This is a genomic window from Arenicella sp. 4NH20-0111 (assembly GCF_040366405.1).
GTDB lineage: Bacteria > Pseudomonadota > Gammaproteobacteria > Arenicellales > Arenicellaceae > Arenicella.
Map to the genome: position 1 here is coordinate 273,504 of NZ_BAABWF010000002.1, position 23,564 is coordinate 297,067.

Here is a 23,564-nt window from a genome sequence, read left to right on the forward strand (position 1 = left end):
GAATGTAAACACTTAAATATCTTGCATGTCGTTGAATTTTATTCGTACTGATGTACGTCAAGAGCTTCATTCGAAGGCTCTTTATTACCTTGATCAAGGCTTTTCCGTTGCTCTTGTCACATTAGTTAATGTTGAGGGCAGCGCTCCTTATCCCCTTGGATCTCAAATGCTCGTATCCTCTGAGGGCGAATACGTCGGCCAAATTACCGGTGGTTGCGCAGAACAGGCCATAGCTGACCAAGCCTGTATGGCCATCAAAGACAGGGAAAACAGGACGCAACGCTATGGAATGGGGTCTACATTCTTTGATATTCAGTTGCCGTGTGGATCGGGTATCGATGTGCATATTGATGTAACCAAGCGGTACTTGGACTTTAAAAATGTTGCGTCGGCGTTAGAAAACCGGCGTCCTGTCACTGAGAAAATTGTCTCCTCCATCGGGTCTTTTGATAAGACCTATCATCCAAATCAACGGTTAGTTTTGCTAGGGCAAGGGCCGATTTTGATTGCGTGTGCAAAGATTGGGTTGCAAGCTGGGTTTGATTTATTGTGCATAGCGCAAAATGAACTCACGAGTGCACTATTGGCACAACACGGTCTAGTGTCGACATCGCTAAGTAATTGTCCAGACCTCTCAAATATATGCGATGAATATACTGGCGTGGTGTCACTCTTTCATGAGCACGAGCATGAAACAACCCTGCTCGCGCAGGCCCTTGAAAGCAATGCTTATTACATTGGAGCGCTAGGTAGTCGGCGAACTCATTGTCAACGCCTTGACGCCTTGTTGAATCACGGAATTGATCGGGGCGGCCTGGAAAGAATTTACGGTCCTGTGGGCGTAAACATTTCGGCTAAGACTCCAAGCCAGATAGCGGTGGCGGTGGTTGCTCAGGCAATTGACGAGTTGAATATTAAGCATTTTTCGTCATGAGCGAGCACACCAGATGTTTAATTCTGGCGGCGGGGTTCAGTCGTAGATTTGGCAGCGATAAGCTCCTACATCGGTTGCCGAACGGTCAAAGGGTGATTGAATCTACGATTCACCGTTATAAAACGGTGTGCGAACACGTTTCAGTCGTGGTGCGCGATGGAAATGTTGATTTGCGTTTGTTGTTGAATGATTTAGGTGTGGCGTGCGTGATCAATAACGAGGCCGAGCAGGGCATGAGCCGGAGTATAGTGTCTGGCGTAAAATCTACTCATCCTGAGCTGGGGTGGCTTATAGGGCTAGCAGACATGCCTTACGTGAAGAGCGAGACACTGCGCGCAATCTTGAGTTGTGCGCAAAAGAAAACGATTGTTCAACCCTCCTTTAATGGCCAGCGTGGTAACCCTGTATTCTTCGGGGAGCGCTTTAGGTCTAAATTAACGCAATTATCCGGTGACGTAGGCGCAAGGCATTTGATTCAACGTGTCAAACCCTCGGTTGTCGAACTTCCTTGCGATGATGCTGGAATCCTGCAGGACATCGATACTAAGCAGGATTTGATAGACGACTAATTCTTGCTAAGCGTTTGCGAAATCGATTAGCGCTTGATCATCCAGTCGATAGACGGTCCAGCCATCCTTAGGCTTTGCTCCCATGGCTTCGTAAAACTTTATCGAAGGTTCGTTCCAATCAAGTACGCTCCATTCAACGCGGCCGCAATCATTTCGTACGGCAATCTTAGACAGTTCTTTGAGTAGCGCTTTGCCTGCCCCTGAGCCTCGAGATTCTGGAGCAACGAACAAATCTTCTAAATAGATACCGTGTTTACCTAGCCAAGTGGAATAACTGAAGAAATAGACCGCGAACCCTACAGCCCGACCGTCTAGTTCAGCTATAAGGCCGTGCACGTTAGGTTTTTTGCAAAATAGGGTTTTGTCTATATGGTTCCGCGTCGTTACGACTTCTTCTTCGGCCTCTTCATAGATTGCCAACTCGACGATGAATTTTAGGATGAGCTCAGTATCACCGTGTTGGGCCTTTCGAATGGTTAGGTTGGTCATGGTGCCTTTTTTGATTAGATTAGTTAGATGCTGCAATAAGAGCTGTTTTTGCGGAACAAACAATTTGAAGGTCAGATGGTCGTAATTCTAAGTCTAAGCCTCTCTTGCCTGCGCTGATGAATATGGTGTCGTGTTTAAAGGCTGACTCATCTAATATTGTTTTTAGCAGTCTTTTTTGCCCCACAGGGCTGACTCCACCAATGACGTAACCGGTTGCACTTTGTACCTTTAGTTTATCTGCCATGGCTATTTTCTTGGTCCCCACAGCGGCTGAGAGTTTTTTTAGACTCAAACTGCCAGAAACCGGCACTATGGCAACCACAAGATGGCCTTCAACTGATTGGGTGACTAGGGTCTTAAACACCCTGTCTGCAGACGTATTGAGCTCTTGCACCGCTTCCAAGCCGTAAGACGGCGCAGACTCGTCGTGATGATAACTATGCAAAACAAACTGAATGTTTTGCTTCTCTAGAACTTTTATTGCTGGTGTCACTTGGGTTATTTCTTAGCTAATGAGTTAATAACCCGAAGGGTGGCTTGAATTGCGGCAAACACTTGATTGGAATTCACCCCTCGTGTTGTCATCTTACGACCATTATTTAATTCCCAGGTGATGGCGGCTTCCGTTAATGCGTTTGTATGGCCACCCTTCGGTATGTGAACTTGGTAGTCCACGAGGTGAGGGCGACTAATATCATTAAAGGGTTCCAAGGTTAGGTCTAAGGCGTTCGTGAAAGCGTCATAGCCGCCGTTGCCCTCAGCCACCGCAGTGCATTGTTCTCCATCAATACTCACGGTTAATTCAACCGAAGAGCTGCCCTTAAAATTACTCGTCATCTTACAATCCATTAACGATACTCTTTCTTCACCGGTCGACTCCAATACATCTGAGATGATAAAAGGAAGGTCGTCAGTCGTGATGATTTGCTTTTTGTCGCCAAGCTCAATGACCTTGTCTAATACTTTCCTTTGGTCTTCAGCAGACAATTTGATTCCAAGAGCGTCAAGGTTTTGTTCTAATGATGCCTTGCCCGCGAGCTTTCCCAGTGCATAAGTACGTTTTCTAGCGAATCGTTCAGGGGAAAGCTTGGTGACGTACAAGCCTCCTTTTTTATCGCCATCAGCATGAATGCCCGCTGTTTGAGTAAAAACGTCAGTGCCTAGGATCGGCGCGTTGCATGCAACAAATTTTCCTGAGAAGCTTTCAACCATTTGGCTTATGTCAACTATGTGCTTCTCATCAATGCTTAAGTCAATGCCGAGTTTATCGCGTAGCACAACGCTAACCTCCGCAAGCGAGGCGTTGCCTGCTCGTTCACCTAGGCAATTGACCGTGCAATGTATAGAGCTAATTCCTGCTTCAACGGCTGCAATCACGTTGGCTGTTGCAAGGCCGTAGTCATTGTGGGGATGAAAGTCAAACTGTAACTCAGGAAACCGAGACACCATGTCGCTAATAGCGACACTGACTTCATTCGGGGACATGACTCCCAATGTGTCGGGCAGCATAAAATGATTGATTCCCAAGCCTTGTAACGCCTCAGTCAAATGGTAGACGTATTCAGGGCTGTCTTGATAGCCGTTAGACCAGTCTTCAAAATAGACGTTTACATCCACTCCATTTGCGTGAGCATACTCAATTGTTTGTTCTATTCGCTCAATATGTTGTTCTGGGGTCTGTCTCAGCTGCGTCAGACAGTGCTTTTCGCTGCCTTTGCACAGGAGGTTGATGACTTTGCCGCCGGTTTCCAGAATCCAATCAACACTGCGATTGACGTCGACAAAGCCCAGCACTTCAACCTGTGCTAGGTACCCATTGTCCAGAGCCCAATCATTAATTTGCTTTACGGCGAGTTGCTCTCCCTGCGAGACACCAGCAGACGCAACTTCGATTCTGTCAACTTTTAGCTTTCCGAGTAAAGCTTGAGCCAAGCTAACCTTTTCGGAAGGGGCGAATGATACCCCTTGTGTCTGTTCACCGTCGCGCAGTGTGGTGTCCATTAGAGTGATTTGCATGTAAGTAAGACTGTTCTAGTTTGCGTTAATATTGGAATAATGCGCCGAGGAAGCACACTTGATAGTAACAAATTATACGTTCTATCCGGACACTAAACGCAAAAACGGTCGACATTTAGTCGACCGTTTTTGAGCATATTAAAAAACTAGTTAACTTGCCCAAAGCCACGGAAATCGTTGTTTGTGTTTGACTTCATAAGCGTCAATTTTCTCAGTTTGCTTTAGCGTGAGGCCAATATCATCTAAACCGTTAAGTAAGTTGTGCTTTCGAAAGCCATCGATGTCAAATGAAACCGAGATTCCCCCAGGACTACTGACGGTTTGATCTTCAAGGTTTACGGTGAATTCGACGCCTTCATTCGATTCAATTTCTGACATCAACTTTTTTAAAGTATCAGCATCAACAACAATTGGTAAGATCCCGTTTTTAAAGCAGTTGTTATAAAAAATATCAGCGAAACTTGTGGAGATGATTGTGTTGAACCCGTAGTCATCGATGGCCCAAGGGGCGTGTTCTCTTGATGATCCGCAGCCGAAATTATCTCCAGCCACTAAAATCTTAGCACCCTCAAAGGCCGGGTTGTTGAGTTCAAAGTCAGGGTTGGCACTGCCATCTTCTAAGAAGCGCCAATCATGAAACAAGTGAATGCCAAACCCGGTTCGTTCCACTTTTTTCAAAAACTGTTTTGCGATGATTTGGTCTGTGTCGACATTGCTGCGGTTCATTAATGCCGCAACACTGGTATGGTTCTTGTACTTTTCCATGGGTGAACTCCAGGTTAATTCTGTTCTAATTCGCGTATGTCGACGAAACGACCTGCAGCCGCGGCCGCGGCCGCCATCGCAGGAGAGACAAGGTGGGTTCGTCCTCCCTTACCTTGACGGCCCTCGAAGTTACGATTTGAGGTGGAGGCGCATCGCTCACCAGGCTTCAATTGGTCGCCATTCATTGCCAGACACATGGAGCAACCTGGCTCACGCCATTCCCAGCCGGCGTCAGTAAATACTTTATCCAAGCCTTCTTTTTCAGCCTGTTCTTTGACCATGTACGATCCAGGAACTGCGATTGCCGTGACACGACTTGGTACCTGAGTGCCCTTAGCTACTTCAGCCGCGGCTCGGAAATCTTCAATACGAGAGTTGGTACATGATCCGAGAAAGACAAAGTCAATTTCCACATCGGTCATGGGTGTGCCAGAGTCGAGCCCCATGTAATCCAGTGCGCTTTTGCATGCTATACCCTTGCCTTCATTTTCAAAATCGTTAGGAGAGGGGACACTCGAATTAACGGGTACAACTTGTTCAGGGGATGTACCCCAAGTTACTTGAGGGGCTATGTCAGCCGCATCTAATTCGATGGTTAAGTCGAATGCCGCGTCCGAGTCACTGGGTAATGTTTTCCAGTACGACAACGCTTGTTCCCAAGCATCGCCATGAGGAGAGAATTCTTTTCCTTCAAGAAAATCATAGGTTTTTTGATCAGGAGCGACAAGGCCAGCTCGAGCTCCACTTTCAATGGCCATATTACACAAAGTCATTCTGCCTTCCATCGACAGTGCTTGTATTGCGTCACCGGCGTATTCAATAACATACCCATTTCCACCGGCGGTGCCGATTTTTCCAATGATGGCGAGCGCAATGTCTTTAGCGGTGCTGAACTTAGACAGTTTGCCGTCTACCTTAACCAGCATCGTTTTGGATTTCGATTGAGGTAAGGTTTGGGTTGCCATCACGTGCTCGACCTCAGAGGTGCCAATACCAAACGCGAGCGCACCGAATGCTCCGTGAGTAGCGGTATGACTATCACCACAAACAGTGGTCATCCCTGGGTGCACAAAGCCATGTTCGGGCACTACGACATGTATAACGCCATTATTTTTGCTTTGCATGTCGTACAACGTTAAGCCATGTTCTTCACAATTGTCCATCATGGTTTGAACTTGCTTAGCGCCAATTGGATCAGGCAAATTTAGCCGGTCTGCAATCTTAGTGGGCACGCAGTGGTCCAAGGTTGCCAAGATACTGTGAGGGTTACGAATTCCTCGTTGAGCAATTTTTAGACCCTCAAACGCCTGCGGGGAGGTGACCTCGTGCATCAGATGTCGATCGACATACAGCAATGCCGCTTGGCCTGGTTCTTGATGAACAAAGTGTGCATCCCAGATTTTTTCATACATGGTTTTAGCCATGGTGATCCTCTCAGTAAAATGTGTTTGGTCTGCGAAACCACTCTCAATTTAAATATTGCTAGATGGTGTTCGCCTGATGGGCTGATCTTTTGAACTATCAACTCAGTGATTAAGATGGATATTAACAAAATTCATTGATAATATAAATTCATTGTTTTTATAATATCCATTCTAAAATGGAATACTAAAATAGGGTAGATTTTACGGTGGATATTTCTTCGTTAAATGCGTTTATTACCGTTGCGCGTTACAAATCCTTTTCAAAAGCATCCAACCACTTATTCATCACTCAGCCTGCTGTTAGTAAGCGGGTAGCAGCCTTAGAGGCCGAATTGGGGGTTGTTCTATTTAACCGTATCGCCAGAACCGTGAGTTTAACAGAGGCCGGTAAACAACTGCTTAGTAAGGCCCATGAATTGGTTGATCAGGCTGAGGAGTTGCAACGTTATGCCTCGAATCTAAATCAAGACATCAGTGGTAATCTCGCAGTATCGATATCGCACCATATTGGGCTATATCGAATGCCGCCGATATTAAAAACCTTTAACGAGCGTCATTCCGAAGTTGATTTAGATATTCGTTTTGAAGATTCTGATCAAGCATTTAGTTCGGTGGAAAAAGGCGATATAGAATTTGCCGTAATCACATTACCAAAAGTGTTGCCGGAAAAGATAAGTGCCGAGGTAGTGTGGGTTGATGATCTATTCATCGTGGCGTCGAAAGAGCACGATCTGAGCAAAATCGCCAAAGTAACACTTCCGGATTTGGCTAAACATTCGTGCGTTTTGCCCAGTAAAGAGACTGAAACTCACCAAATTATGCAAAGACTGTTTGAATCCAATGGAATAGATATGAAGCTGCAAATGCAAACTAACAGCTTGCAAACTTTGAAAATGTTGGTTCAAGCCGGCATCGGTTGGAGCTTGTTGCCAAAAAGCATGTTGGAGGATGGGGAGCTCAGAGTGCTCGACGTAGGTCTGAATTTGCGAAGAAGTTTAGGCTTAGTATTTCATACGAAAAGAAGTCTTTCTAACGCTGCGGTCGCGTTATCCACTTTGATAAAGTCCGATGGAGCGTTATCGGTGCAGGTCTGATTTACATTACTTGTGTACGAAGAGTAATATAGTTTGCAAAAGTTTGAGGATTATCAATTCATGTTAAAAAGATTCAGATCGTTACTTTGTCTATTGCTGTTATTGAGCCAGTGGTCTTTCTCGGCAAATGCCGATTGCCACGATTTCCTGGACTTTTCTGCCCAAAAGTTGAGAAGTAAGGAGGTCGTTGATTTCTGTGAAGCGTTTAAGGGGAAAGCTCTTTTGGTGGTCAATACGGCCAGCCAATGCGGGTTTACATCTCAGTTTAGCCAACTGCAAGAATTGCATGATAATTTTGCCGAAAAAGTAGCCATAATTGGCTTCCCATCAAATGATTTTAAGCAAGAATACGATGATTCAGAGCGTGTGGCTGAGATTTGCTATAAAAATTTCGGTGTCACTTTTACGATGCTGGAGCCCTCGTCAGTTAAGGGTGAGTCAGCGAACAAAATGTTTCAGCGGCTTTCGCGAGCGACTGGATATTCACCGAGTTGGAACTTTAATAAATATCTGGTTTCTGCTGATGGTAACCACGTAACTCATTTCCCCAGTAATATCATTGGCGAGCCGCTGATAGCCGCGATTGACGAGGTTTTAGGCTTGGATTGACGGGTCGTTTCGTCAAACTCACAGAGTTTTGATGAAACGCGAAGGTCTGGGTAAATAGAATCTTTCCGGGTTCAAAGAAACAAGAACGTGACGACTCCGCCCGATGATTTCATTTCTCGGGACTAAACCTATCACGCGAGAATCCGCGCTATTGTCTCTGTTATCACCCAGTGCTAAGTAATACCCATTGGGAACTTTGAGAGACTCAAACGACGACAGGTAAGATTGGTGGTTTTGAATTCTAATTTGGTGCAGTGTGCCAAGTAAATCTTCTTGTAGGTCTTTATATTGCTCTGACGTTGAGCTCAAAGAATCCTTATAACTTAGCCGTTGGTCATTAATGGTAATGTGGTTGTTTTGCATTGAAATGACATCGCCTGGAACGCCGATAACACGTTTAACTAACCGTTGTTTCGAAATGGATGATTCGAAAATCACAATATCCCCTCGTTCAGGATCTGCAAGTTTGAATAGTTTGGTATTGGTCAATGGAAATTGAAGATCGTATGCTAACTTATTGATAACAATGCGATCACCCTCAACTATGGTGGGCTTCATTGAGCCGGTTGGAACCCTGTTTATATCGGCGAAACTGCTCCGAAAAATTATCATGAGTAACAAAAAGAGAACAATGTCCTTATTTTGTTTTATCAACGTTGCGATATCAATACGTTTCATCTGTCTGACCTTTATCATGGGGTAGACAGACAGTGTAGATTAAAGTCTTACAAAGAGGCTCTAGCTAAACAAGCTTTAACTCTTTTGAAGTATCAAGAAGGCAATGGTTTTTACTTCCACGTTAGTCTGATCATCTTTGGTTGGGAGGAACCTTCTTTAAGGTGTTTATGAAGTCAGCCAATTGGTCTTTAGAATAAGGTGTGTTAACTCTTTCGGTAGCGGCTGGCTGATCGATTAAACTGAGTGCTTTCCGGTGTGGTTTTTGAGGGCGAATAGGTCTTTCACACAGTCCACCTCCGCAGTTAGGGCACACGTTGTTTAAAATTTGTTCAACACACTCTCGACAGAAAGTGCATTCGTAACTGCAAATCATCGCATCAGTAGCATTGGCGAGAAGGTCTTTATCGCACCATTCGCAATTTGGTTTCAATACAAGCATTGTTTCTTCACAATTTGAGGCAGTCGGTAGCTCGTTCTATCAATAAGTCGATACTAAGTAAAGGTACTTAGGTGGGGTCGGTACGCGGATCTGGCTGTCGTGACGAATTTGCTGGTTTAAAGAGTCTGGTTTTCGATGATTTAAGGGTTAAATAGCAAAATTAGAGTGCAGAGAGGGATTACGTGGTTATTGTTTTATATTAAAAAATAGCATTAGATAAAGAGAGTTTTAGATAAATTTAGATGGGCTTTAAAGATGGTGTTAAGGTTTAGTAGTGACGCTACTGAAATGAGTGCAGAGCTTGTACATTCGTATTTGGTTCGAAGCTATTGGTCGGAAGGCATTACGCTGGAGGTTGTGGATGCAGCAATGCGTAATTCGGTGTGTTTTGCGATGTTCGATGGTTCAGATCAAGTTGGCTTTGGCAGATTTATCACAGATAAAAGTACGTTTGCCTATTTGGCCGATGTTTTTATCTTAGAGGAGTATCAAGGTCGAGGGGTTGGCAAAGATATGATGGAGCATGCATTCCGAATGCCCGAGGTTCAGGGCTTACGTAGAATGTTGCTGGCGACAGCAGGGGCACACGGCTTGTACAAAAAGTTTGGATTTGATGAGTTAGAGAGGCCGGAGACTATGATGGAAAAGAGCGATCTGGATATCTACCTAAAGAGACAAGGAGGCGTAAATGAAAAATCTATCGATTAATCATTCTTGGAATACCGTTTTGTCGGCGCTAGGATATGTTGTCTCTCTTTTTGAAAAGTACTTGGGTTTTTCATTCAGAAACGGCGCGCCGGAACGAGCTTACAATTTTCTACAGTTGGAGCCGAAACTCTATACGTCGGGACAGCCCACGCAAAAGCAATTTCAGAATATGAAGGGTCTAGGCGTCGAGTCGGTTGTGAATCTAGCACCAAGTTCAGCTGAAAACGCGCTTATCGGGGAAGCGCAAATAGTAGAGTCGTTAGGCATGGACTACATTCACCTGCCTGTAGATTTCAAAGCGCCGACAGAACAAAATTATCAAAATTTTGTTGAAATAATGGCCAAGCTGGAGTCTCAAACGGCCTGGGTTCATTGCGCAGCTAATATGCGTGTTTCGGCATTTCTTTATCGTTTTCGGATTGAATATCAGGGGTTTACACCAAAGCAAGCGTCGATAGATCTTCACAAAATATGGGAGCCATTTGGTGTGTGGAAGACTTTTTTGGAAAACGAAGCCGATACAAACGATAGCTGACTGAGAATAATATTAATAAAAAGTAACTGGATAGATGGTCTTTGATAATACGTAAAGTTGAAGATTATCCTGTACGTGTGATTGGTGGTAGCTTTCACCGGCCAGCCTATCATTGACCGTCTTAAAAACTCGTAATACTCTGATCTTCAGTTATTAAAGCCATTTTAGAAAACGCATGTCCATCTTCTCCGATGTCTAAACTTCCTCTCGCTGCTACTAAACAGCGAACCCTACCATTCGGCTTTTCGATCGTTAGTGATTGCCGAAATCATCTTAACCAAATTAGTAAATGAGGAAGTACCTATGACTACCCAACCATTAAGAAAAATATTATTAAGTTCAAGTTTAATCATGATGATGGCCGTTTCCGGTGCCTATGCTTTGGAAGCGACAGCGGATAAAACTAAGCGTACTTACATTGATCCTGTGACTGGCGAGACGAAACAGGCAGTGAAGCTTCTGTCTGAAATGACGGATACGGAAAAAGCGCTTCTCAGTAATGAGGAATATCGTGCATTAAAGGAGCTTGAGGCAAAACTTAAGACCGCAGAAGAGCAGAAGGGGAATGGAGAATAGCGCATTTTCCTTGCGATGTTTCGTTAGCGTTTACAGTCAATAAACTCTAGAAATAGAAACTATATTGCGCCAGGGCACGGATCGTGTTCTGGCGCTTTACTGTGCTTGATAATAAAAAATGAATGAGAGATCAATAGTCAACCGTGCCCTAGAGCAATTGAAGTTTCAGACTGGGTTGGTTGGACGAGTGAGTCGGTCTGACTTATCCGATCTGGCTGAAAATGACCTAGGCAAACCCAGCAAAGCTAGGGTTAAATTCGACAGTATAAAGAAATACTTAGTTACCCACTTACAGGAGGGAGGAATTAGCGGCAAGGCTATGCAAGAACTTTTGGACGCCGCTAATGGTGCGGACAACCTTGTAATATCTGATTATGTTAATGATGAAGAGGCCGAAAAGTTCAGGGAATCCAACATCAACTATTTAGATAATGTTGGCAATGCGTACCTAAACATACCTCCGATATACGTTTTGATTCAGGGAAAGAAGCCGCGTGATAGCTATGCGCTAGATCGGGCTTCAAAGCTATTCACTGAAACGGGGTTGAGGGTAATACTTGCGCTGTTGATTAATGAGAGCTTATTAAATTCCAGTTACCGCCGCATTGCTGATCATGCCGGTGTTTCTATGGGTACCATAGGCTGGGTATTGCGAGAGCTAAAAAGTCAGGGGTTCACTACCTACAAAAAAGGGCGATATGCTTGGGCCCTCCGCGTTAAGCTCGTGAAAATGTGGGTTGATGAGTACCCGGCTCTGAGAGAGAAGTACTCGTTTGGGCGTTATTTTACTCAGGACTCAAACTGGTGGAAGACGGCTGACTTATCCCGTTACGAAGGTGTGTTAGGGGGCGATGTCACTGCCTCTAAAACAGTTAGGGAATTCACACCATCTAATGCCGAGGTATTTGTGGGTAAGCATAAGCAGACTCAATTTATACGAGACTTAGGGCTGATTCCTGCATCGGAAATCGAGCGGTTAGGCGCAAAAATTGCTGAGCAAGGGTTAATTCAAGTCGAGGTGCTGAGTAAGTTTTGGGGGCATGAGTCGAGTAAAGATTTGTTTACAAATAGGGTTCACCCAATTTTGACCTACGCTAGTTTGATGGATTCGTGGAACCCTAAGAGTCGAGAGTTGGCTGCAAAAGTTGCTCGAGAATTTTTGTGAAGGTTTCTTTTCTGATTTTCATGTTAATTTCTACCATTAGGTTTACACTTGTTCCGGAACTTTCTTTCGAAAGGCTAACGAAGGCCGTGAGACTCTTTCTGGCATAACTGTCTTGTCTTTGATGCTCTGCGACGCTGCACACATCTTAGATGGCCTGATTATATTTAGCGGTATCTAAATTCAGGGGTAGAGCACATGCCATATGACTTTAACCAGCAGGTATTACGAACGGATGCGTCTGGAATGCCGATTGACTGGATCAGTTTTAAAGATGCGGTTCATTGCTACCATCTTGGCCAAGTGCTCTATTGTTGTGGTGAGACACTATACAAGGTTCGAGGTGGCAGAAATTCCGTGACAGGCAAGCAAAGTGGTGTTGCTGTCAATTCAATTATCGCCACCCAAGGAGAGACTCAAGCCAAGTTCCGACACCATAGTAATTACACTCCTCCGCTGTCTAACAAAACGCTGTTTGCAAGAGATGGGTATTGCTGTTTGTATTGCGGGAATGAGTTTTCGCGGTATGAGTTGTCCAGAGATCACATTAGGCCCATATCTCAAAATGGCGCTGATACTTGGAGTAATGTAGTTACATCATGCAAAAGGTGCAATAACTTCAAAGCGGGGCGTACACCAGAGCAAGCAAGGATGCAGTTGCTTGCTGTGCCTTTTAAGCCGACACACGCTGAATATATTTATCTTCGCGGGCGTAGAATTTTAGCGGATCAAATGGAGTTTTTACGTGCGCATTTTCCTAGGAAAAGTCCACTTAGAGTGCGTTCTAAAGTCAATTAAGGGTTCAAAAGCCCCGTCCAATTTGATTCATCTCGGCTCTCGCTGAGGCTTTTTTGCTTAGGTCTCAAATCGCTGGATGATTTTGTTATTATAGCCACTTATAGTAACCCAACCCCTGCCACTAATGAATCACCGAAACCTACCCACGGTATGCGAAGGGGCGTTAGCAATATTGCCACTTTCTCTAGCCGTAATACCCTGGGGAATTCTAACTGGCGCATTGGCGATTCAAGCCGGATTAAGTAACGTACAAGCCCAATGTTTATCGTTATTGGTATTTGCCGGTGCGGCTCAACTATCTGGTATTGGTATGATCGCTGGCGGTATTTCAGTGCATTCAATATTCGGGTCGACCATGGTGATCAGCGCCAGGCATTTACTCTATTCCATGGTGTTTAGGAGTCACGTAGAGTCGCTTAAATTACCAATGAGAGCGGGCATCGCTTTCGTATTGACTGATGAGATGTTTGTTGTGTCAGAGGCTCATACAAAAGCTAAGGGGGCATTTTCAAGCACGTTTGCGCTGAGTTCTGGCATTACATTCTATTTGATTTGGAACATCGCTACATTCGCTGGCATTATTGCTGGCAGCTATTTTTCTGATCTCGAAAGCCTGGGATTAGATTTCGCGATTGTGGCAACGTTTATCGCAATGTCGTTTGACCAAATTAAATCCAAACCTGAAGTTGTAACGGTACTAGTTGCTGGTGTGTCATCCGTTGTATTGAAACCACTGTTTTCCGAAAGCTATATATTAATTGCGACGATTATTGGAATGGTGACCGGCTACAGTTTGTTAATGTTCATTGATTCTAAGTCAAAGGTGTCGACATGATTTGGTTTACGATCTTGGGGATGTCTATTATCACTTTTTTCAATCGCTTCATCTTCTTAGCTAAAGGAGTGAAGTACAAAGTGGGTGAGAGGCAGAAACGGTTTTTGGGGTTTTCAGGGTTGGCGGTGTTAACAGCCATTTGGACGCCTATCGTCTTCCAGGTTAGCTATGCGGAGCACGTGCAGATCTCAGCGGGCACAGATTACTTACTAGCGGCCTGTGTAGCGGGAGCATTGAGTCTGAGTAACGTTTCCAGCTTATATGTGGTTGTGTTGAGTACAAGCTTGTTTTTCGTTTTACGATCCTTCGTACTGCCTATTTGACTGGAGTAACGCCCTAGATCCGTACAAGGTCTAGGGCGAGTAGTGCCTGTTTCTAACCTTCGCGGCTTGTGATTTCCACTAAGTGATAACCAAACTGCGTTTGTACTGGGCCATGAACTTTACCAACTTCTTCATTGAACACAACGCGGTCGAACTCAGGAACCATCATGCCGGGTCCGAAACTTCCTAGATCCCCGCCTTGCTTGCTAGAAGGGCACTGAGAGTGTTCGGCTGCTGCGGCTTCAAATGTTAATTCGCCAGCGTTAATTTTGGCTTGCAAATCTATGCAAGATTGTTCAGTCGACACTAATATGTGTCGTGCAGATGCTTGTGTCATGAAACGTTACAATTGGGTGGTTTTCGAAAGAGCGCGATAATACTTACTTTGAGGGTTAAATCCCAGTTACAATCCACAAAAAAGTGGGAAATTTCTCATTTAAAATTGAATTCTTTACGTCTTTCACTAGTTAATCCAAATTTTGAATAAATCAGTTCTAAAATTTCTCCAGATTTTCATCGCCTTTGTCTTGTTAGGTGTATTGGTTAATCAAGCCGGTTTGTTCTCTCAGGAAGGGCGACAACTACTTTGGAGTACGCTTTCAGGTGCCAATCTGAACTGGCTAGTAGTGTCTGTATTGGTCGGCGTGGTGATTAATATGGTGTCGGCTTTTAAGTGGTGGGCCTTAATTAGGTCGCAAAAAATAGTCGCAGGGTATTGGCGAATATTTTCCTATTACCTTGTCGGGCAATTTTACAATCAAGTATTGCCCACTAGTGTGGGGGGCGATGTAGTTCGATCTTATGAACTGGGTAAGTACAGTGGACGGCAAGCAGATTCATTAGCATCCGTATTCGTCGAGCGGTACACCGGAGTGTTAGTGCTTCTGGTGCTTGCTGGAATGGCCGTTTTGGCTCAGTTATCTAGGTTTGATTCAGCGTACATAATAGTGAGTTTGGTCGCTTTCTCTTTTGGTCTAGGATTGATTGCTTGGTTGGTGCTAGATCTCAGAGCCTACCATAAAGTTAGATCATGGTTTGTTGTGCTTATTCCTAAACTGGAGCCAATTTTCCTGAAGATCGATAGTCTATTGGATTCTATTCTAGCCTACCGTAAGTCGCGTTCAGCCATCGTGTTTGCGTTTGCTAACTCTTTTTTATTTTATGTGGTTGCCGTCATCAATGTTTACGTAACCGCAAAAGTATTCCAAAGTGATGTTCAGTTGATTGATGTGATTTTGGCCACGCCGGTCATCATGTTGTTGATGAATTTACCAATTTCCTTCGGCAATCTATTTTTGATGGAGGCTTCCTATACAGGAATTCTTGCTTTAATGGGGTACTCACCGGCGTTGGGGCTGTCAATCGCTTTTACCATGCGTATTAAATCACTGATAGACGGCTTAATGGGGGGCGTTTTACACCCATTTTTTGTGACGCAAAAGCACGAATAGTCTATTATTGCGCTATCTTTTTTGGCGTTGCTGACGTGAGGTTGGCTGCGAACTAATTTATTAAAGAATACTCTATGAGAATTTCAATCGTTGGAACCGGTTACGTCGGTTTAGTCACGGGAACCTGCTTCGCAGACGTTGGTAATCAAGTTTTATGCGTTGATAAAGATCAAGCTAAAATTGATATGCTGTTAAGTGGCAATATTCCGATATATGAACCTGGATTGGAACGATTGGTGAAACAAAGTGTTTCTCAAGAGAGGTTAAGTTTTACAACTGATATCAAAAAGGCTGTTGATCACGCTGAAATTATTTTTATCGCCGTAGGCACACCGCCGGATGAGGATGGGTCAGCTGATTTGTCACATGTTTTAGCGGTGGCAAAGTCAATAGGGCAAAACTTGCAAGAACACAGAGTGATTGTGACTAAGTCCACTGTGCCGGTTGGGACAGCTGAAAGAGTTAGAGCTGCCATTGCTAAGGAGTTGGAAATAAGGGGGGTCGACGTTGAATTCAGTGTCGCCTCTAATCCCGAATTTCTTAAAGAAGGTGCTGCCATTGAGGATTTCATGAAGCCAGACCGTGTTGTGGTAGGCGCTGATGATGAGCGGGCTGTTGAGTTGATGCGTCAGCTTTATGCGCCGTTTAATCGAAATCACGAGAGGCTAATCGTGATGGATATCCCGTCGGCTGAGCTGACTAAGTACGCAGCAAATGCAATGCTTGCGACTAAGATTTCGTTTATGAACGAGCTTTCAAATTTGGCGGAACGCTTGGACGCTGACATTGAGCTCGTTCGGCAAGGAATAGGCTCCGACCCAAGAATTGGATATCATTTTATTTACCCTGGATGTGGGTATGGCGGATCATGCTTTCCAAAGGATGTGCAGGCTTTGCACCGCACGGCCAAGCAGCAAGGCTATGATGCCAAGATACTCGATGCGGTTGAAGCCGTTAATCAGGAGCAAAAGTACGTAATTTTGCAGAAAATCGATACTCAACTGGGCCAAGACTTGACTGGAAAGACGTTCGCGATATGGGGGTTGTCGTTTAAACCAAATACAGATGATATGAGAGAGGCTCCTAGCCTGGTTATTATTAATGGTTTGGTTGAGCGAGGTGCGAAAATTAAGGCATTTGACCCTGTTGCAATGAACGAAGCGGCTCATATGTTGGAATCAGTTAAGAGCTCCGTTGAATTCGTCGATGATATGTACGCGGCCACTGAAGATGCAGATGCTTTAGTGATTGTGACTGAGTGGAAAACGTTTCGAAGCCCGGATTTCGAGCGTCTTAAAAGGCAGTTAAAGAAGCCCTTAATTTTCGATGGTCGTAATATTTACGATCCAGCGGCATTGTCGCGTGATGGCTTCAAATATCATGGCATTGGAAGATCGAATTAGCGATCAATAATAGAACTTATGCAAATAACTAGCGATCATTTCTCTAACATCAGAGCCCTTGTTGTGGGTGATGTGATGTTAGATCGATATTGGTTTGGCAGCGTCGACCGAGTTTCACCCGAAGCGCCGGTTCCTGTATTAGCCGTACATACTGAGGAAGCGCGTGCCGGCGGCGCAGCAAACGTGGCGCATAATATACTGTCATTGGGCGCACAGTGTGAGCTGCTATCAGTGGTTGGTGATGATGAAGCAGGCAGAGAGATCGAGAAGATAATTGAGCGCTATGGGGCTCGCACATCGCTGGTTATAGATCCATCTATTAAAACTATCGTGAAGTTAAGAATGGTTGCTCAAAATCAGCAACTCCTGCGCGCCGATTTCGATGAAAAGCCAAGCGATGAAGTGTTAGCGCAATGTCTGACTGGTTTTTCAAGAGCCATAGCCGATTGCGATGTTGTGGTTCTTTCAGATTATGGAAAGGGGGGATTGACACACGTAGCCAGAATGATTGATTTGGCTAAGCAAGCCAATGTTCCTGTCATTATTGACCCAAAGGGTAGCGATTACTCTCGATATCGTGGGGCCACGTTAATCACACCCAATATGAAAGAATTTGAGGCCGTTGCTGGTGTCAGCGCTGATGAATCGGAGTTCTCCGCGAAAGCTCACAAGTTGAGAAGTGATTTAGAGTTGGAATACCTGCTGGTTACTCGAAGCGAAAAAGGCATGAGCTTGTTCTGCGCTAACGGAGATCAGGTTAACTCTCCGGCCACAGCATTGGAAGTATACGATGTCAGCGGTGCTGGGGATACGGTAATTTCCTTGATGGCGCTTGCTTCAGTCAGTGATTTTAGTGATCAAGAAAAGTTGAGCTTAGCGAATACGGTCGCCGGCATTGTTGTTGGCAAGCTGGGGACGGCAGTGGCTAGCGTGGATGAAGTTATTTCTAAGCTGGCAAAGTGAATTTAAGCCATTACTATGGAATTGGCTATTAAGATTAGGTACGAAATATGATTATTGTCACGGGTGGAGCTGGGTTCATTGGCTCGAATTTAATTAAGGGTCTAAATAGGCGTGGTCTCAATAATATTTTGGTCGTAGATGATCTAAGTGATGGCAATAAAGTCAGAAATATCGAAAGTTGTGATATTGAAGACTACATGGATAAAGATGAGTTTATAGGTAGAATTGCTCAAGGAATGGAATTCGGCGGCCCCACGGCTATTTATCACCAAGGCGCTTGCTCGGACACCATGGAGAGTGATGGCCGGTATATCATGGAGACAAACTATGTATACTCTAAGTCTTTGTTTCATTATTGCGCGGAGCACAGTATTCCGTATATCTATGCCTCCTCGGCATCGTGCTACGGTGGCGGTGAAACTTTTGTCGAAGAGCCTCAGTATGAACAAGCATTGAACGCTTATGCCTATTCAAAGCTACTGTTCGATAGATACGTGCGAAAACACGGTCATCTTTCTGATTCACAAGTCGTTGGTCTAAGATATTTTAATGTTTACGGTCAGGGTGAAGAGCATAAGGGGCGCATGGCATCGGTGGCCTACCACTTTTTCAATCAATATCATGATCAAGGTTTTGTGAACCTGTTTGGAGGTAGTGGTGGCTACGCCGATGGCGAACAATTACGAGATTTTGTGTGGGTAGAAGACGTGGTTGATGTTAACTTACATTTTTTAGAACACCCTGAAGGTAATGGCGTGTTTAATGTAGGAACTGGTCGTGCACAAAGCTTCAATGACGTAGCGACGGCCGTGCTAAACACGTTGGAAAAAGCGTCTAAATCGACCTCTGAGTGGGTGGCTGAAGGTAAGATTAAATACGTGGAGTTTCCGCAGGCGTTGGTTGGAAAATACCAGAGCTATACCAAAGCTGACCTCAATAATTTGACGATCTCTGGCGCCTACAACAAGACTTTTGCTAAAGTTGAAGAGGGCGTAGAATCCTACGTTAATCAATTGAGTGATGCTCGATAAAGGCCGTAAACGTCTCACGTTTTCTCATGTCTAAGGTGGCGGTATATGACTCTGGCGTGGGTGGCTTAACGGTATTTTCAAAAATACGTGCGGCATCGCCAAATGCTGAGCTAATTTTCATTAGCGATAACGAAGCCTATCCTTATGGCACAAAGTCCGAACAGGCGTTGTTAGAGAGAGTTTCCGAAGTAGGATCAGCGATCCTTCGGCAGTGTCAGCCTGACGTGCTTGTTTTGGCGTGTAATACCGCTAGTACTGTTTGTTTGCCGCATTTAAGACGACAATTAGATATACCTATTGTTGGCGTTGTGCCTGCGATTAAGCCGGCTGCTAAAGAGACGCAAAGCAAGGTTGTCGGACTGCTGGCCACCCCGGCGACCGTAAATCGAAGTTACACAGATCAACTTATTAAAGACTTTGCATCCGATTGCGCAATCACGAAGTTGGGCAGTAAAGCTTTGGTGGACATGGCTGAACGGAAACTGGCTGGAGTAAGTGTTGACCTGGATTTGTTGAGTTCGATTTTGATGCCGCTGATTGAGATAACGGAACTTGATACATTGATATTGGCTTGTACGCACTTTCCATTGTTGGCGGACGAAATTGGCGCTGTTTTTACACAATATAATCGATCTGTTCGCCTGATCGACTCTGGCGACGCGGTAGCCAGAAGAGTGAAACACTTATTGAGTTCAAGTGTTAACACCGACAATATCGATCATACGGCATTATTTACTCGTCACCCTGAGCTCCCTAGTTTAATGCATCACTTGAAATCGCTGGGTATTACCCGTATTGATCATCTGCAACTATAAGACCTTAAAACATACTCAAAATCCATGTTAAATTCTGCCTATAGCCTACTCCTGAAACAAGCTGAAGCTTTAATCAGTTCTGAGTCGGATCCAATTGCCAATGCGGCTAATCTGTCATCGCTTATTTACCACCATGTCGATGACGTCAATTGGGTTGGCTTTTACTTTTATCGTGAAGGAGAGCTTGTGTTAGGGCCATTTTCAGGTCAGCCAGCGTGTACTCGAATACCTGTGGGCAAGGGGGTGTGCGGCACGGCTTATGAGAAAAATGAGACGCAGCTGATTGCTGATGTACATTCGTTTGCAGGCCACATTGCCTGCGATGCGGCAAGTGAATCGGAGGTGGTTGTACCGTTTAAAACCGATACTTTAAGCGGCGTGTTTGATATAGACAGCCCTCGATTGGCTCGTTTTACCGCTGCAGAAAAAGCGCTCTTTGAAGGCGTGCGTGATCTATTTGTCAAGTCCATGGCGCGCTAGTGGTTTTGTCAGTTTAATTCCCATTTCGAAGGCTCCTGGTTTTATTACTCGCTATTACAGTCTTTCGCCTCGGTTCAATTAATTCAGTAAACTGCAGTCTCGAGGCTTTCTTTTGTAGTTATTTGTATGTTGAGAAAGTGCAGAGAAGTTTATTAATATTTGAAGGAGTGAAAAATGGATGTATGGCGATTAGATAAATTTAAGACTCTGGTTGGCGAAAAAGTGAAAATTTCGGACTTGGAGGAAAAGAACGCTTGTGAAGTAATTGTAAGTGACGTTGTTCAATCCCATAATTTAGGCACTGAATGGGAGTCTTTTTCGGTAATCATGAATACTGAGGCAGAGGTGGAGCAAGGTTCCTTTATTCTTAGTCATGAGGACGCAGGCACAACCACGTTGTTTATCACTGCCAATTCGAGCATGGAGCTTGAGTCCGTGTTTAACCTGCATGTGGGCGCACATTGAGTTTTATTAGCCTGTAGCTTAGACGGATAAGGTTTTCAAATTTGTGGGTTTAGCTGTCTGATCTGTTCAACATTTTTGATTATATAAAAAAGGCCACCTATGATAATAGGTGGCCTTTTTATTCTATTGATAGAAAAGTTATTACGTTATTCTAACTACGTGAAGGGTAAAGCCCTTGTAGTGCGATGATAAAGTTCATCGTTAAATACGGTTGAATATTGTAATGTGCCTGGCTGCCACCCGCTGTGGAAATACTTTGGCTGGCGGTGTCGACTAAGTTCGCGGAAGTGTTGTCTTGATAGGCAACAAGCCCATTTCGCGATGTGTCAATTGATGTTGAAACGCTCGGCGGAACTTCTGCAGTTACACCTCCGGTGCCTCCTCGTAGTGTGTGGCTGTGAGACGGCAGCTGAGTCTCGTTAAGTGTGACGCTCTCTACACCCACTTTTTGACCTAATCGCCTGCTAGTCAGCCCTGGCCCTCGGCCTGGATGCATCGGGGAGCGACCTTGTAAGTTCGGCAATGCCGTTGTGGTTCTCCCATCTCCTCCGTAGGTTGTGCCGATTAGTGAAAAAAGCGCTGTGTTGTTGGAAATAGGCAACAATTGCCCATCACAAAAAGCCCAGCTTCTTGGTGCGAAATTGCCAGCGAAAATTCTAATTTCTGCAATAAATGGTTCTGACATGGTGCCTCCTTTAGTTCCTTGATGGATAAATTCCAAACAACGCAATGATGAAATTTATGCAGAGTGTGGGCATTAAGTTTGTGTGCGATCTGGTCCCGCCGGTATTGGTAATACTGGTTGACGCGGCGGAAGCAGCCTGATTTTCGGGATCGAACAGGGTGCCAGGTAATGGGTTAGCAAGAACTTTACCTGAAGGGGCGCTTCCAGTAAATTCGGCGGTATTCGCATTCAGATTATGAGAGTGACTCGGCATTTGGTTAGTTGTGATTGTTTCATTTTCAGCTCCCCCTTTGCCTCCAAGTCTACGATTTGATAGACCAGGCCCACTCCCTTGATGAAGCGGAATTCGACCTCTCATGTCCGGAAGTCCAAAAGTGGTTCGGCCATCTCCTCCGTAAATTGTTCCCAGAAGACTAAACAAGGCATCGTTTTGAGATACAGCCAATAACTGGCCATCGCAAAACGCCCAACCTCTAGGGGCAAAGTTACCCGAAAACATGCGGATCTCTCCTACGTATGGTTCAGACATTTGTATTTCTCCTTTTAATTAGTTTCTACTTGGGAATAGGCCTTGTAACGCGATTACAAAACTCAGGGTTTGATACGGTTGCATATTGTTGTGCGCTTGTCCGCCTCCAGCGTTTGTAATTGACCCAGATCTGAGCGCCGTATTCGTGGCTGCTTCATAATTCCTGTACATTTCGGCACTGGCGAGTACTCGTCCCATTACACCACGTTTATCGCCCGGAGAGTTCGACGCTCTAAGCGTATGGCTGTGATTGGGCATTTCAGCGGCTGTAAGAGTCACGGTTTCGGCGCCGCTTTTTTGGCCTAATTGATAGCCATCGCCTTTATGCAGCGGAGTACGGCCTCTTAGGTCAGGTAACCCAAAACTTGTCCGCCCGTCGCCACCATAGGTCGTGCCCAGCAATGAATAGAGCGACTGGTTCTGGTTAATTGGAAGAATTTGGCCATCGCAAAATGCCCATCCTCTTGGATTGAAATTGAAGCCGACCATGCGTACTTCGGCTAAAAATGGTTCAGACATTAGTTGTTCCTCATCAATAAAGTTGTTTTTAGTTGGTCAGCATTTCTGCACCGTACTCATAACGAGCACTTTTCGGCAATTGGTGCTTTATGAGATGCGTTTATCTCTAGTGTGTGCTGACTCACTCTCAAAATACTGTAGACAAATACCTCCTTGTGCATTGGCTAGTTGTTGTGGTTAAGTCAGAAGGCTTATTGAACATTAAGCACTGACTCTCGTTATTGTGCTGCGAGGGTAGTAAGCCAAGTAGTCTCGAAGGCCAATTTTTTGTTCAAACTCAAATCCCAGACGTTCGTACAAGGCTCTGGCATTAAAATTTTGTTGTAGAACACTTAATCTCATTGGGATTGAGGCTTGTTCCGAGCAATGCATAAATGAACGAATTACAGCTGACCCCAAGCCTTTGCCTTGCGCCTCCGGAACCAAAGATAGATCGACCAGTAGAACTTCGTTGTGCCCAAAATCGACAACAGCTCTCCCAATTGCCTGACCGTAGTATTCGATGGTAAAAAACATCGCGTTTGGAAATTGCTCTTGATAGCTGTTGGTTTGGGCTTTGTATTGAGAGGTCTTAAGCTCTAATATGAAGTCCTGACTTGTTTCAAGTAGATCTAGGTCGGTTCTTGTGGACTGATAGAGCTCTAGAAGAAACGTTTGATCGGACTCAGCGGAGGGCCTAACATGAAGTCCTGCTGGTAGTTCTAGTCCTTTAGTAATCATGGCTATTACTCTCCTTCGGTTTCTGCTTCAGATAATTCCTGCTGAATCAATTTTAGAGATTCACTTTTTTGAGCTTCGAGTTCTTCCGCTGAGGGTTGTGAGATGGAGCTCGCTATTGTTGGGTCTTCTTCGAGCAGAGGTACACAAGATTTATCGTCGATGGCTGGATCTTCTTTCATGAGTTGCGCCGCTTCGACTCTCGCTTGTTCTGGTGACAGAATTGGTTGAGGTGCGGCCGACTCGATGCTTTTCTTAAGGTCTTGGTGAAACTCTTCTGGCAGGTTCTCTAAAATGACATCTAGGTTTTCTTCTAAGCTTTGTTTAACTTCGTTACTCATGTTGTTCCCTCATTTGAATTGATAACTTGTTTAGTCATCATACAAATGGGGATGGTAGGAACCATTACAGCGTATTACAGAAGCGGTTTTGGTAACAAAGTTAGGCAACAGCCGGCGCCAAAAAAAGTGGGGCTAGAGTTGAAGAGCTCTTGTTTATTGAGCTCTAACCTAGTTTAAGAGTGATTGGATGAGGTGGGTTTTAAGTTGTTTT

The 23,564-nt window shown here is 44.7% G+C and carries 31 protein-coding genes; 18 read left to right on the forward strand and 13 right to left on the reverse strand.

Going from position 1 to position 23,564, the window contains the following annotated elements; genetic code table 11:
- Positions 1-25: 25 nt before the first annotated feature.
- Both ABWW54_RS05210 and ABWW54_RS05215 read left to right on the forward strand, forming a co-directional pair.
- A complete protein-coding gene (locus ABWW54_RS05210; protein ID WP_353410864.1) occupies positions 26-934 on the forward strand; it encodes an XdhC family protein in 909 nt (302 codons plus the stop codon).
- A complete protein-coding gene (locus ABWW54_RS05215; protein WP_353410866.1) occupies positions 931-1,503 on the forward strand; it encodes a nucleotidyltransferase family protein in 573 nt (190 codons plus the stop codon). The genes ABWW54_RS05210 and ABWW54_RS05215 overlap by 4 nt, the downstream gene beginning before the upstream one ends.
- 6 nt (positions 1,504-1,509) lie before the next feature.
- Here the strand turns inward: ABWW54_RS05215 and ABWW54_RS05220 are convergent, their stop codons facing one another.
- The 5 genes from ABWW54_RS05220 to leuC form a co-directional block, all read right to left on the reverse strand.
- Complete coding sequence (locus tag ABWW54_RS05220; protein ID WP_353410868.1) at positions 1,510-1,992, reverse strand: GNAT family N-acetyltransferase; 483 nt, start codon at positions 1,990-1,992, stop codon at positions 1,510-1,512.
- A gap of 19 nt (positions 1,993-2,011) precedes the next feature.
- Entirely contained in the window at positions 2,012-2,485 is a 474-nt protein-coding gene (ybaK, locus tag ABWW54_RS05225) for a Cys-tRNA(Pro) deacylase (protein ID WP_353410870.1), read from the reverse strand.
- A gap of 5 nt (positions 2,486-2,490) precedes the next feature.
- Complete coding sequence (locus ABWW54_RS05230; RefSeq protein ID WP_353410872.1) at positions 2,491-4,008, reverse strand: hydroxymethylglutaryl-CoA lyase-like TIM-barrel protein; 1,518 nt, start codon at positions 4,006-4,008, stop codon at positions 2,491-2,493.
- A gap of 150 nt (positions 4,009-4,158) precedes the next feature.
- Positions 4,159-4,773 (reverse strand): 3-isopropylmalate dehydratase small subunit, encoded by a 615-nt coding sequence (gene leuD, locus ABWW54_RS05235; RefSeq protein WP_353410874.1) that lies wholly within the window; start codon positions 4,771-4,773, stop codon positions 4,159-4,161.
- A 14-nt stretch (positions 4,774-4,787) separates the two neighbouring features.
- Positions 4,788-6,197, reverse strand: a complete 1,410-nt coding sequence (leuC, locus tag ABWW54_RS05240) for a 3-isopropylmalate dehydratase large subunit (RefSeq protein ID WP_353410876.1) — start codon at positions 6,195-6,197, stop codon at positions 4,788-4,790.
- A gap of 206 nt (positions 6,198-6,403) precedes the next feature.
- On the opposite strand from leuC, the gene ABWW54_RS05245 reads away from it, so the two are divergent.
- Together ABWW54_RS05245 and ABWW54_RS05250 are read left to right on the forward strand one after the other, a co-directional pair.
- Positions 6,404-7,291, forward strand: a complete 888-nt coding sequence (locus tag ABWW54_RS05245) for a LysR family transcriptional regulator (RefSeq protein WP_353410878.1) — start codon at positions 6,404-6,406, stop codon at positions 7,289-7,291.
- Positions 7,292-7,351: 60 nt separating this feature from the next.
- On the forward strand, positions 7,352-7,900 hold the full coding sequence (locus tag ABWW54_RS05250) for a glutathione peroxidase (protein ID WP_353410880.1): 549 nt from the start codon (positions 7,352-7,354) through the stop codon (positions 7,898-7,900).
- 18 nt (positions 7,901-7,918) lie between these two features.
- Here the strand turns inward: ABWW54_RS05250 and lepB are convergent, their stop codons facing one another.
- Both lepB and ABWW54_RS05260 read right to left on the reverse strand, forming a co-directional pair.
- Positions 7,919-8,578 (reverse strand): signal peptidase I, encoded by a 660-nt coding sequence (gene lepB, locus ABWW54_RS05255; RefSeq protein ID WP_353410882.1) that lies wholly within the window; start codon positions 8,576-8,578, stop codon positions 7,919-7,921.
- Between the two features lie 130 nt (positions 8,579-8,708).
- Positions 8,709-9,017 (reverse strand): DUF1272 domain-containing protein, encoded by a 309-nt coding sequence (locus ABWW54_RS05260; RefSeq protein WP_353410884.1) that lies wholly within the window; start codon positions 9,015-9,017, stop codon positions 8,709-8,711.
- 255 nt (positions 9,018-9,272) lie between these two features.
- Here ABWW54_RS05260 and ABWW54_RS05265 point away from each other — a divergent pair, with 255 nt between their 5' ends.
- The 7 genes from ABWW54_RS05265 to ABWW54_RS05295 all read left to right on the forward strand — a co-directional run bounded on the left by ABWW54_RS05265 (position 9,273) and on the right by ABWW54_RS05295 (position 13,954).
- Positions 9,273-9,725, forward strand: a complete 453-nt coding sequence (locus tag ABWW54_RS05265; protein ID WP_353410886.1) for a GNAT family N-acetyltransferase — start codon at positions 9,273-9,275, stop codon at positions 9,723-9,725.
- The gene (locus tag ABWW54_RS05270; protein WP_353410888.1) at positions 9,706-10,260 is read left to right on the forward strand and encodes a protein tyrosine phosphatase family protein; all 555 of its coding nucleotides are present in this window, start codon (positions 9,706-9,708) and stop codon (positions 10,258-10,260) included. Before ABWW54_RS05265 ends, ABWW54_RS05270 begins: the two co-directional genes overlap by 20 nt.
- Before the next feature lie 303 nt (positions 10,261-10,563).
- Positions 10,564-10,836, forward strand: coding sequence for a hypothetical protein (locus ABWW54_RS05275; RefSeq protein ID WP_353410890.1), 273 nt, complete (start codon positions 10,564-10,566; stop codon positions 10,834-10,836).
- A 118-nt stretch (positions 10,837-10,954) separates the two neighbouring features.
- Positions 10,955-12,001: a type IV toxin-antitoxin system AbiEi family antitoxin gene (locus ABWW54_RS05280; RefSeq protein WP_353410892.1), complete on the forward strand. Its 1,047-nt coding sequence runs from the start codon at positions 10,955-10,957 to the stop codon at positions 11,999-12,001.
- A 195-nt stretch (positions 12,002-12,196) separates the two neighbouring features.
- Entirely contained in the window at positions 12,197-12,796 is a 600-nt protein-coding gene (locus ABWW54_RS05285; RefSeq protein ID WP_353410894.1) for an HNH endonuclease, read from the forward strand.
- Between the two features lie 124 nt (positions 12,797-12,920).
- Positions 12,921-13,631, forward strand: coding sequence for an AzlC family ABC transporter permease (locus tag ABWW54_RS05290; RefSeq protein WP_353410896.1), 711 nt, complete (start codon positions 12,921-12,923; stop codon positions 13,629-13,631).
- Positions 13,628-13,954 carry an AzlD domain-containing protein gene (locus ABWW54_RS05295; RefSeq protein ID WP_353410898.1) on the forward strand — a complete coding sequence of 109 codons (327 nt, stop codon included), beginning with the start codon at positions 13,628-13,630 and terminating at the stop codon, positions 13,952-13,954. The genes ABWW54_RS05290 and ABWW54_RS05295 overlap by 4 nt, the downstream gene beginning before the upstream one ends.
- Before the next feature lie 52 nt (positions 13,955-14,006).
- On the opposite strand, the gene ABWW54_RS05300 is transcribed toward ABWW54_RS05295, so the two are convergent.
- The gene (locus ABWW54_RS05300) at positions 14,007-14,291 is read right to left on the reverse strand and encodes a peptidylprolyl isomerase (protein ID WP_353410900.1); all 285 of its coding nucleotides are present in this window, start codon (positions 14,289-14,291) and stop codon (positions 14,007-14,009) included.
- Positions 14,292-14,433: 142 nt separating this feature from the next.
- Here ABWW54_RS05300 and ABWW54_RS05305 point away from each other — a divergent pair, with 142 nt between their 5' ends.
- The 7 genes from ABWW54_RS05305 (at position 14,434) to ABWW54_RS05335 (ending at position 20,562) form a co-directional block, all read left to right on the forward strand.
- Positions 14,434-15,405 (forward strand): lysylphosphatidylglycerol synthase transmembrane domain-containing protein, encoded by a 972-nt coding sequence (locus ABWW54_RS05305; protein WP_353410902.1) that lies wholly within the window; start codon positions 14,434-14,436, stop codon positions 15,403-15,405.
- A 74-nt stretch (positions 15,406-15,479) separates the two neighbouring features.
- On the forward strand, positions 15,480-16,808 hold the full coding sequence (locus tag ABWW54_RS05310; protein ID WP_353410904.1) for a UDP-glucose dehydrogenase family protein: 1,329 nt from the start codon (positions 15,480-15,482) through the stop codon (positions 16,806-16,808).
- Between the two features lie 18 nt (positions 16,809-16,826).
- Positions 16,827-17,771 carry a D-glycero-beta-D-manno-heptose-7-phosphate kinase gene (gene rfaE1 / locus ABWW54_RS05315; RefSeq protein WP_353410906.1) on the forward strand — a complete coding sequence of 315 codons (945 nt, stop codon included), beginning with the start codon at positions 16,827-16,829 and terminating at the stop codon, positions 17,769-17,771.
- 47 nt (positions 17,772-17,818) lie between these two features.
- Complete coding sequence (gene rfaD, locus ABWW54_RS05320) at positions 17,819-18,802, forward strand: ADP-glyceromanno-heptose 6-epimerase (protein WP_353410908.1); 984 nt, start codon at positions 17,819-17,821, stop codon at positions 18,800-18,802.
- A gap of 26 nt (positions 18,803-18,828) precedes the next feature.
- Positions 18,829-19,617 carry a glutamate racemase gene (gene murI, locus ABWW54_RS05325; protein WP_353410910.1) on the forward strand — a complete coding sequence of 263 codons (789 nt, stop codon included), beginning with the start codon at positions 18,829-18,831 and terminating at the stop codon, positions 19,615-19,617.
- Positions 19,618-19,641: 24 nt separating this feature from the next.
- Positions 19,642-20,097 (forward strand): free L-methionine (R)-S-oxide reductase MsrC, encoded by a 456-nt coding sequence (msrC, locus tag ABWW54_RS05330; protein ID WP_353410912.1) that lies wholly within the window; start codon positions 19,642-19,644, stop codon positions 20,095-20,097.
- A gap of 174 nt (positions 20,098-20,271) precedes the next feature.
- Entirely contained in the window at positions 20,272-20,562 is a 291-nt protein-coding gene (locus ABWW54_RS05335; RefSeq protein ID WP_353410914.1) for a DUF6916 family protein, read from the forward strand.
- A 151-nt stretch (positions 20,563-20,713) separates the two neighbouring features.
- Here the strand turns inward: ABWW54_RS05335 and ABWW54_RS05340 are convergent, their stop codons facing one another.
- The 5 genes from ABWW54_RS05340 to ABWW54_RS05360 form a co-directional block, all read right to left on the reverse strand.
- Positions 20,714-21,247, reverse strand: a complete 534-nt coding sequence (locus tag ABWW54_RS05340) for a phage tail protein (protein ID WP_353410916.1) — start codon at positions 21,245-21,247, stop codon at positions 20,714-20,716.
- Between the two features lie 10 nt (positions 21,248-21,257).
- Positions 21,258-21,776 carry a phage tail protein gene (locus tag ABWW54_RS05345; RefSeq protein ID WP_353410918.1) on the reverse strand — a complete coding sequence of 173 codons (519 nt, stop codon included), beginning with the start codon at positions 21,774-21,776 and terminating at the stop codon, positions 21,258-21,260.
- An 18-nt stretch (positions 21,777-21,794) separates the two neighbouring features.
- Positions 21,795-22,295, reverse strand: a complete 501-nt coding sequence (locus ABWW54_RS05350; RefSeq protein ID WP_353410920.1) for a phage tail protein — start codon at positions 22,293-22,295, stop codon at positions 21,795-21,797.
- Positions 22,296-22,496: 201 nt separating this feature from the next.
- Positions 22,497-23,015 carry a GNAT family N-acetyltransferase gene (locus tag ABWW54_RS05355; RefSeq protein ID WP_353410922.1) on the reverse strand — a complete coding sequence of 173 codons (519 nt, stop codon included), beginning with the start codon at positions 23,013-23,015 and terminating at the stop codon, positions 22,497-22,499.
- Positions 23,016-23,020: 5 nt separating this feature from the next.
- Positions 23,021-23,353 (reverse strand): hypothetical protein, encoded by a 333-nt coding sequence (locus tag ABWW54_RS05360; RefSeq protein WP_353410924.1) that lies wholly within the window; start codon positions 23,351-23,353, stop codon positions 23,021-23,023.
- Positions 23,354-23,564 lie beyond the last annotated feature (211 nt).